Origin of the sequence: Lactobacillus sp. UMNPBX4, assembly GCF_002554115.1 — a bacterium.
Taxonomy (GTDB): Bacteria; Bacillota; Bacilli; order Lactobacillales; family Lactobacillaceae; genus Lactobacillus; species Lactobacillus gallinarum.
The window spans coordinates 1-11,012 of record NZ_PCZF01000051.1 but is presented as its reverse complement, the minus strand read 5'-3'; the positions used below and the strand labels follow the sequence as shown (position 1 = coordinate 11,012).

Below are 11,012 nucleotides of genomic sequence, written 5' to 3'. Positions count from 1 at the left end.
AAGACGCTGATGTTACTACAGCTAAGAACACTGGTGTTGGAAAGATTAACAACATTACTGTTCCTACTACTTCAGCCACTAAAGATGCTGCTAAGGATGCCATTGATCAAGCTGCTAAGACTAAGGACGATGCGATCGATGCTTCAAACTTAACTGCTGAAGAAAAGGCTGATTTGAAGAAGACCGTTGCTGGTGAAGTTCAAACAGCTAAGGGCAATATTGATGCTGCCACTAAAGACGCTGATGTTACTACAGCTAAGAACACTGGTGTTGGAAAGATTAACAACATTACTGTTCCTACTACTTCAGCCACTAAAGATGCTGCTAAGGATGCCATTGATCAAGCTGCTAAGACTAAGGACGATGCGATCGATGCTTCAAACTTAACTGCTGAAGAAAAGGCTGATTTGAAGAAGACCGTTGCTGGTGAAGTTCAAACAGCTAAGGGCAATATTGATGCTGCCACTAAAGACGCTGATGTTACTACAGCTAAGAACACTGGTGTTGGAAAGATTAACAACATTAAGGTTCCTGATACTTCTGCAACTAAAGATGATGCCAACAAGGCAATTGATGATGCTTTAGCTAAAAAGATTGACGAAATCAACAAGTCTAACTTAACTGACGAAGAGAAAGCTAAGTTAACTACTGACGCCAACGCTGATGCAAATAACGCTAAGGCTAACATTAATAAAGCAACAACTAACGATGCAGTAAACACTGCTAAGGAAAATGGTGTTGACACGCTTAACAAAGTTAAGGTTCCTGATACTTCTGCAACTAAAGATGATGCCAACAAGGCAATTGATGCTGCTCTTAACAATAAGAAGAGCGAAATTAATGGAGCAACCAACATTGATCAACCTACTAAAGACAAGTTGATCAAAGAAGCAACTGCTGCAGCGAATAAAGCAAAAGACGCTATCAACAAAGCTACAACAAACAATGATGCAGCTACTGAACAACCTAAGGGTATTAATGCAATTGAGGCAGTGAAAGTGCCTAGTTTGACTGCTAGTCAAACTGCTGCTAAGGGTGCCATCGATGATGCTCTTAACGGAATTCCTGTTAAGAGTAATTCAGTCGATGACCAAGATAATTCTGCAACTAATGAAGGGAACGGTAACCAAGCTGGTCATATTCAAAGTGATAACTCCAGTGACGTTACAAAGCATAGTTCTACTCGACAGTCTGGTAATGAAAAAACTCAATTGCCACAAACTGGTGACGAAACACAACGTGGTGCAGGCTTAGTTGGCTTAGTCATTGCAGGCTTAGTTGGTTTGTTGGGCAGTGCCGGATTCCGTAAGAAGCGGGATTAAGCAACTACTCAAACCGTCGTAGCAAATTCATAATATAAATAAGGCCCAAGAATCTGTGTGTAACAGGTCCTTGGGTCTTATTTGGTTTTCAGCTTGCATGATAAGGTAAGCAGTCGGTATCCACACGTCTAGAATTTGTAATTGAATCCTCCTATGCTGGAATTACCAGTAAATGAGGATATTTTTTATGAATCATAATAACGATATTGTTGAAGCTAACTTTTCATCTAAGGATATTAACAAGGTAATACTGACGTTGTATCAGCGTTATTAACCAAGCTGTATGATGAAGGTCGTCTACCATTATCAGAGGCGTTGATGGGTATTACAGATACTAAAACATCATCACAATTGAGTATCTTACAAAATCAGTTCGCCGATATTCAATCACAGTTAGAAAGTATTATGTATTCAGTGACAAAAATGGTCGATTGAACAAGTGGCTCATGTAGTTAGAATCGCCTACAAGACCATCTACAACTGGATTGAGCTTTGAAGATGGTGATTGGGGGTTGTTGCCAGTCTTTGATGGGGGCTTATTGGACCCTACGTACGGCTCTAATACTTACAAACAAAATAATAAGGCGGCCGAAACGAAGTCAATCGGTTTCTGGGCAGGTGCGATCCCACAGGAAACTTCGACCAAGGTTAGATACGTGGACCAAGCAACTGGAAAAGACATTGTTCAACCAATGGAAATTAGTGGCTTTGGTTATCAAGGCTTCAAAATTAAGGGTGATGCTCCAACGGTTCCGGGGTATCATTTGGTATCCTCACCTAAGTTCCTGGGCTTACCTTATGAAGACGGTACGATTGCGCCATATAAAGTTGGGCAAACTTATGATTTAGCTTTGCCGGATAGTGTCGTAATTAAGCAAACGGTGATTAATACCGATGGGACCGTGAGGGCGACTGCGTACTATAAGGGGAGTCCAGTATCGAAGAATGCCAGCAAGGTCTTGGGGCGTGAGAGCGACAACGATCAGATGAGTTTTGTTACCCCGGATAGTAAATTTCATACTTACACCAACCGAATTGGTCAGGTCGATGACAGCTATATTTACTACTACGCCAAGGACAGCGATCCCAACGGCAGCGAAATGCGGCTGCACTTCATTGATGTGACGGGCGTTAACAACAGTTACTACGCACCGTCCGATGGGCCAGAACTTGTTGATAAAGTTCAGACCATTCATGGCAACATTGGGGACGGGTACGGCTTTACCTACACGGTGCCAACTAATTACTACGAAGTTGGCTCCAGTGACGTCAAGGGGACGTACTCAGGGACGCACCACGATGCTTATGTTTATGTAAAGAAGCAGGCTGAAAATAAGCTTTATGCTCCGGTCGCCAGTGACCCGCTTACCGTGGAACAAGGGACGACGTTGACCACCAACCAAGCGAAGGACGCCGTTAAGTACAACGGTGATGTACCAAGTGATGCAACGTACGCGTGGGATCCGAATACGCCAGTTGATACCGCAACGGTTGGTTCGTACACGTCAAACGTAATTGTAACGTACGGTGATCATACGACCAGTTCAGTTCCAGTGACCGTCAATGTGGTGGCTAAGGCGGAAAGCTACCATGTAACTGCTAAGGCCCCTGTTTCCGTAGATAAGGGAGCGAAAGTCGATCCAGGCAGCTTAGTCAATGTGACTGATCCAGCTGGCAAACCAGTCGAATTACCAGCGGGCTCAATTGACTGGAAAGAGGGAGCAAAGCCAGACTTGAGCACCTCCGGCGATAAAACCGGTCAAGTTGAAGTAACCCTCCCAGATGGTACTAAGACTGACGTGCCAGTCCAGATTCACGTCAATACTGATAAGGGCGACACAACTGATGCTGGTAACATTACTCCAACTGTTCCAGGCGACAAGGTAACTGTTAAAGATCCAAGTCACTTAACTGATGATGAAAAGAATCAAGTTAAGAACAACGTCGATAATGCTAACAAGGATAAGTTCCCAGAAGGCACTACAGTTACAGTAGGCGATGATGGTACAGCAACGATTAAATACCCAGATGGTTCAAAGGACACCATCCCAGGTGACCAATTAGTTCAAGGCCAAAAGGGCGACACAACTGATGCTGGTAACATTACGCCAACTGTTCCAGGCGACAAGGTTACTGTTAAAGATCCAAGTCACTTAACAGATTCTGAAAAAGATCAAGTTAAGAAGAATGTGGGAGATGCAAACAAGGGTAACTTCCCAGCAGGCACAAATATCACAGTAGGCGACGATGGTACAACAACAGTAACTTACCCAGATGGTTCCAAGGATACTATCCCAGGCAGAGATTTAATTATTGGTGTTAAGGCTGTGAACAATCAAGTTGTTGACGCTAACGGTAATGTACTTGTTGGTTGGAAAGTTGTTAATGGTCAACCAGTCAAGAGCAGTGATCAACCAGTCATGACTCGCGAAGCCCACAAGGCTCAACAAGCTAAGACATTACCACAAACTGGTGAAAAAGATAATAAGCTTGGAATTTTAGGTTTGTTATCAGTATCATTAGCAAGTCTATTTGGATTAGGAAAGAAGAAAAAGAAGGAGGATTAAACGTTTTAAATGGCGTAACTAATAAAAGGCTCAGCAAAAGCTGGGCCTTTTATTCATGTTCTTTTTCTTGATCTTGTGTAAGCGTCAGATAACCGAGTATCTTTCTGGCTCTTTGTCAAACACCCTAAAGTATAAGGGTAGATAGAAACATGACGATGTTTTTATCTACCTTTTTTCTTATACTTAGATTGAGGTTGAGGTCGACAACAGAATGGAATATTAAATTCGACTGTCAAACGGGCCCATAAATGTTTATTTTCAATCAAACTAGATTAAGGGTGTGGATCTCAGAGATCGTATAATCAAGAAATGGAGCTGAAAATAAATATTTGCCTCAATTGATTAAAATGGGGTGATTAGGTGAATATTATTGGTATTGATGTTAGTCAAGGTGAAAGTCATGCCACTTTGATAACAAAAGAAGCGGAAGAAATAGCTTTTAAATTTAAGCATAATAAGAGCGGTTTCCAAATATTAAATTCTTATATTAAACCCGGTACAATAATAATATTTGAAACTACAGGTGTTTATTCGGCTCAGCTTACTACTTATTTAAAAAATAAAAAAGAATGCTCATCTTACTAAAGAAGAACGTGTGATGATTGCGACTTTAAAGTCGCAAGGACTTTCAAATCGCGCAATCGGTCGTCAATTAGGAGTGAACCACCAAACCATTAATAATGAGCTTAAACGTGGTGCAGTTTGCCAAATTCGTCGTCAAAAATTCAATGGTAAGACTTACGATTACCCTTATCACATCTACAGTTATGAAGCCGGTCAGAATATTTATCTTAAATGCCACCAACGGTCCGGCCGTCCTCGTTTATATTACCGCTCAAAGCGTTTTTTACAATTGGCCGACCAATTAATGCTTGGTGAATTTGATGAGCATCGTTACTCTCCTCAAGCAGCTATTTATAAGGCACGTGATTTGATGAGTGATGATCACTGATCCCTAAGTCTGTTGTGACTTTGTATCAGTGGATTAATGATGGTGTATTCCGTACGTCTAACTTGGACCTTTTTGAGAAAACTAAACGTAAACACCATCAATCTCATCCACAAGCCAAAAAGTGCTTAGGACCTAACATTGCTCAACGTCCACAGGTTGCGGACCAACGGTCCGAAATTGGTCATTGGGAACTAGACACTATTTAAGGTCATAAAGATAGCAAGGATAGCGTTGTTCTAGTAATGACTGATCGTTTTTCACGGGTTAATATTACGAGAAAAATTACCAGTAAAACTGCATATGCAGTTTTACTGGTAATTTTTTGTTGAGTTGCGTCAGAAGCTTGGCAAGAATGCTTACTATCGCATTTTTAAAACAATTACTTCTGATAATGGTTCTGAATTTAGTGAGTTAACGCGAGTTCATGACCATGTTTTTTACACTGACCCATATTCTCCTAGGGAACGCGGATCCAATGAAATCAATAATCGTTTTCTCCGGAAGGAGATTACTAAGGGCCAAGCTATTAATGATTATAGTAGTGCCTAGATTATAGCGACTAATAACTGGATGAATCACTATCCACGAGCCATATTTAATGGACGTTCTGCAATGGATGTTTACTGTAAAGCATTCTATCAAGAGATGTCACGTTCTCATCAACCAATAATTAATTGGTCAGTGCTATTTATTTCAGCTTAGTGACTAACTTATTCTTGAAATTTAGAAAGTCTTTTTTTGATAGATTTATACGAAATATGTGCTACACTAAAATTAAAATAACTACATATATTTTATGAGCTTAGGAGGAACGGATATGGTTTCGAAAAACAATCATCAAGTCTACCAACAAAAGCTTGCCGAAAGGAAGCAACGTTGGGGAATACGGAAGTTATCTGTAGGAGTAGCGTCAGTATTGTTGGGGACAACTTTTATGCTATATAGTAACCATGCGGTATTAGCCGATACGGTGCCAACTAATACACATACTACACTTACTGGTCACAATGTAGCAGACCTTCCAGATTCTTTGCGGACTACAGCTGAAGAAAAAGGAGTGGCAACAAATCACCAAGATACTCCGCAAGGCCAAGATACTCCGCAAAGCCAAAATCCTACGCAAGGCCAAGATACTACGCAAGATAAAGGCAAGCAAACAAATGCAAATGAAACTACGCAAAATACTACCAAAGTCGGCAAAAAAGATACTGATACTGGCAATGTAGCAGACCTTCAAGATTCTTTGCGGACTACAGCTGAAGAAAAAGATAAAGGCAAGCAGACAAAAGCGAATGAAACTTCGCAAAATCCTACCAATGTCGACAAAAAAGATACTGATACTGGTAATGTAGCAGACCTTCAAGATTCTTTGCGGACTACAGCTGAAGAAAAAGGAGTGGCAACAAATCACCAAGGTACTCCGCAAGGCCAAGATACTACGCAAAATACTACCAATGAAAAAGGTATAACGCCGAACGTATGGGCTGCACGACTACTGGCAGCGTTAGTAGTAAATCCAACTAGTACTGATCCGAAAGAAGCCTCGACTAGCTTACCGATGTCAAACCAAGACATTAAGCTGGATTCCCAGCCCATGTTAACGGAGATAACTAATAAGCCCACGGATAACTGGGTATACAATAACCTGAAGCATTATTGGATCAAATCAACAGCAACAGTAAAGGGAATCTTGCAAAACCACACTACCAACGATGAGAGCGGGAGATACTACTTTGCCGGTGCTGCTAACTATAATGAATCTTACCATGTTATCTATTTGTTGGCCCGCTCAAATAATTTGAATGATAATAATTTATATGTAACAATTTTGCATACTGGATGGTCTCAAAATATACAAGAAGAAGTGGTAGCACCTGGTGAATCAAAGAAGGTTGAGTATAGTAACGGGACAGGTGGAACTACTTATCCTCCAATTTTTACTAATTATGATGGGACTAGTGTTTCAATTGGTCTTGATGGAATCGAAAAAGGCGATGATATACAAGGCATGGTGGTTGGTTTTGCATATGGTCAGGATACCGGAATTTCTGGAGACCCAGCTTCAATGGGAAATGGCTTTATGACGACTCCAATGCCAACGAAAGTGACAACTACGATTCATTATGTTGATCAAGCAACGGGAGACGAACTTGCAGTGCCAAAATCTTTTGAAGGTGTTGCTTATCAGAAATACACAATTACCGGAGAGGCACCAACTATTGATGGATATACATTGAAAAAATCGCCAAATACCACAGGATATATCTCCCCATATAAAGTGGGTGAATCGTATGATTTTAGACTTGATAAACATGTAGTTGTAAAGCAAACAGTAATTGACTCTCAAGGGTTGGTTCGAGTTACTGCGTATTATGATGGTGAAGCGATTGGTAATACGACAAAGTACTTGGGGAACATACCAGATGTTAACGATTACATGTCGTTTGTGTCGCATGGAAAATCGTACGCATATATAAATCAAATTACATCGACTAATGATGGTATTGTTTACTATTATGCAAAGGATGGTAGTGAAGATAAGTCTGAAGTTAGAGTTCATTATATCGATGTAACTGGGAATAAAAGTTCTCTTTTTGTGCCGGGAGATGGGAAAGAAGTAGCAACAGATAAGATTAGTGGTAAATTGGGAGAAACTTATAATTATAATGTCAATGTACCAACGGACTATAATTTGGCGACCAATCAAGCAAATACTGTAAAAGGAACATATACTATTGATCATCACGATGAATATGTGTATGTAGTCAAAAAGACTTCAGCAGAGAAGACCACACCAAAAGTTCCAGCAAAGGAACCAGTAGCAGATCCAAGCCACTTAACTACAGATGAACAAGCTAAAGTTCAGCAGAATGTGGAAGACGCTAATAAGGATGAAAATGGCAAGTCAACATTACCAGAAGGCACTACAGTTACAGTAGATGATAAGGGTAACGCAACAGTAACTTACCCAGATCATTCAACTGATACAATCAAAGGTAGCGATTTGGTACGTCCAGCAACCGACGCTGAGAAGACCACACCAAAAGTTCCAGCAAAGGAACCAGTAGCAGATCCAAGCCACTTAACTACAGATGAACAAGCTAAAGTTCAGCAGAATGTGGAAGACGCTAATAAGGATGAAAATGGCAAGTCAACATTACCAGAAGGCACTACAGTTACAGTAGATGATAAGGGTAACGCAACAGTAACTTACCCAGATCATTCAACTGATACAATCAAAGGTAGCGATTTGGTACGTCCAGCAACCGACGCTGAGAAGACCACACCAAAAGTTCCAGCAAAGGAACCAGTAGCAGATCCAAGCCACTTAACTACAGATGAACAAGCTAAAGTTCAGCAGAATGTGGAAGACGCTAATAAGGATGAAAATGGCAAGTCAACATTACCAGAAGGCACTACAGTTACAGTAGATGATAAGGGTAACGCAACAGTAACTTACCCAGATCATTCAACTGATACAATCAAAGGTAGCAAGTTGGTACGTCCAGCAACCGACGCTGATAACTACAACCCAGAGGTCGTCGAAATTACTGTTAATAGAAACACTAAGCTAGGTCCTACAGAGGCTAAAGAAGCAATTAAGAATGCTCAAAGTTTACCTAATGGAACAACATATAGCTGGTATGGTAAAAAACTTCCGGATACAAGTACATCAGGATCAAAAGATGGCTGGGTAGTAGTTACATACCCAGATACTAGTCATGATATAGTACCTGTTAAGATTAATGTTAAAAAAGATGCAGAAAGCTACACTGTAACTCCTAATAATGAAGTTTCAGTTGATAAGGGAGAAGATGTAGATCCAGCTAGCTTAGTAACCGTAACTGATCCAGATGGCAAGCAAGTACAACTACCAGCAGGTTCAATTGACTGGAAGGATGGCGCAAAGCCTGACTTGACTACTCCAGGTGATAAAACTGGTAGTGTTGAAGTTACCTTCCTAGATGGATCTAAGAAAGACACTGATGTTACAATTCATGTAAAGACTGATGCAGAAACTTATGATCCACAAGCCCAACCTTGGACTACAACTGTTGGCAAAACGCCTAAGGCTGATGAAGTAATTTCAAGCACTGATAAGAATGGTAAGAAGATGCCAAGTGATGCAAAATACACTTGGAAGACTGAACCAAACACAAGTAAAACTGGTGAGGCATCTGGTGAAGTAACAGTAACTTACGATGATGGAAGCCATGATGATGTTTCTGTAACTATTAACGTCAAGGATAAACTAGATGACAATGAAAAGTACCACATCTATGGCAAAGATGGTCTTAAGGTAGATAAGGGTAAAACTTTAGATCCAAAAGATGCTATCGATGTAAAGGATGCTGATGGTAATGAGACTACTTTACCAGAAGGCTCAACTGTTGGCTGGACTAAGAAACCTGACTTTAGTCAAGCTGGTAAGGATGTAACTGGTGAAGTAACTGTAACTTATCCAGGTCCAGATGGCAGCAAATCTGACCCAGTAACTGTAACTGTTCATGTCAATGGTGAAAGTGATAAATACAAGGTTGCACCTAAAGATAATGTAATTGTTCCAAGAGGTAGCCAAGTTGAGCCAGAATCAACAGTTGTTGCCCAAACTCCAGATGGCAAACCAACTAGTTTCCCAGACGGAACCAAGCATGAGTGGATAACTAAGCCTGATACTGACTCTACTGGTAAGCGTACTGGTGTAGTTAAGACTACCTTCCAAGATGGTTCTACTACCACAACTACTGTTAGTGTAACTGTTGAGCCAAACCAAAGTGATAACTACGATCCAAAAGGGCCAAAGAACCCAGACGACAGAGTCCCAGTAAAAGATCCAGAACACTTAACTAAAGGTGACAAGGATAAGGTTAAGGACGAAGTCGGCACAGTAAATCCAAATCTTCCAAAGGATACAGAAGTTGAAGTAGATGATAAGGGTAACGCAACGATTAAATACCCAGATAAGTCAACTGATACAATCCCAGGTGGAGACTTGGTACGTCCAACGGAAGATAAAGATAACTACGATCCAAAAGGGCCAAAGAACCCAGACGACAGAGTCCCAGTAAAAGATCCAGAACACTTAACTAAAGGTGACAAGGATAAGGTTAAGGACGAAGTCGGCACAGTAAATCCAAATCTTCCAAAGGATACAGAAGTTGAAGTAGATGATAAGGGTAACGCAACGATTAAATACCCAGATAAGTCAACTGATACAATCCCAGGTGGAGACTTGGTACGTCCAACGGAAGATAAAGATAACTACGATCCAAAAGGGCCAAAGAACCCAGACGACAGAGTCCCAGTAAAAGATCCAGAACACTTAACTAAAGGTGACAAGGATAAGGTTAAGGGTGAAGATAGCGGCTCAACTTCAGGACAAACAGACGCTGGCAATATCACACCAACTATTCCAGGTGGCAAGGTTACTGTTAAAGATCCAAATCACTTAACTGATGATGAAAAGAATCAAGTTAAGAAGAATGTGGAAGATGCTAATAAGGGTAGCTTCTCAGCAGGCACAGTTATTACAGTAGGTGATGATGGTACTACTACAGTAACCTACCCAGATGGTTCAAAGGATGTCATTGCTGGTACTGATTTAGTCATCGCTGCTAAAAGCGAAGATGTTCTTGGAAGCAAGCATCATTCACACAAGAATGGTTCAAACTCTAGTCACGCTGATGGAGTTAAGGGAGCTTCTACTGCTAATGGCAGCATCGCAAACGCTGGTAACAACCTAGGTGTTAAGGCTGAAAGTGATAATGCCTTTGTAGGTGTTAAAGGTGAAAGTGATAATGCCATTGGTAATAACAAGGCTACTAGCTTAAAGACATTACCACAAACAGGCACTAAAGATACTTCAATTTTGGGTGTGCTTGGTATGCTTTTAGCTTCACTTGGTCTATTCGGATTTAAGAAGAAGCGCGATAAAGAATAATTTATAATAGTTTTTTATAAATTCTATTGGTAAAAGTATCTAGAGAAAGTTAATTCTCAGATTTAAAAAGACGATCGAAAACTTTTGAAAAATTGTTTTTGATCGCCTTTTTGTGTGAAATGAAAACAAGATTCTACGTAAGCGTAAAATAACCGAGTATCTAGATTAGTTTTAGAGTAAGCGTCAAATAAAATAGTGTACTTAAAAACCGTCCCAGTTACTGTTATACT

The 11,012-nt window shown here is 40.5% G+C and carries 4 protein-coding genes and 1 pseudogene; all 5 read left to right on the top strand.

The annotated features are described in order from the left end of the window. The coding region (locus CP355_RS08465) for a DUF1542 domain-containing protein (protein ID WP_143468926.1) at window positions 1-1,322 on the top strand (1,322 nt) is incomplete at its 5' end. Between the two features lie 539 nt (window positions 1,323-1,861). Further along, window positions 1,862-3,889: a Rib/alpha-like domain-containing protein gene (locus CP355_RS08460; RefSeq protein WP_143468925.1), complete on the top strand. Its 2,028-nt coding sequence runs from the start codon at window positions 1,862-1,864 to the stop codon at window positions 3,887-3,889. Between the two features lie 360 nt (window positions 3,890-4,249). Further along, entirely contained in the window at window positions 4,250-4,474 is a 225-nt protein-coding gene (locus tag CP355_RS08455; protein ID WP_233187019.1) for an IS110 family transposase, read from the top strand. Window positions 4,475-4,487: 13 nt separating this feature from the next. Beyond that, a pseudogene (locus CP355_RS10815) lies at window positions 4,488-5,543 on the top strand (IS30 family transposase). Window positions 5,544-5,658: 115 nt separating this feature from the next. Then, window positions 5,659-10,782 carry a Rib/alpha-like domain-containing protein gene (locus CP355_RS08445; protein ID WP_158227545.1) on the top strand — a complete coding sequence of 1,708 codons (5,124 nt, stop codon included), beginning with the start codon at window positions 5,659-5,661 and terminating at the stop codon, window positions 10,780-10,782. Window positions 10,783-11,012: the final 230 nt, after the last annotated feature.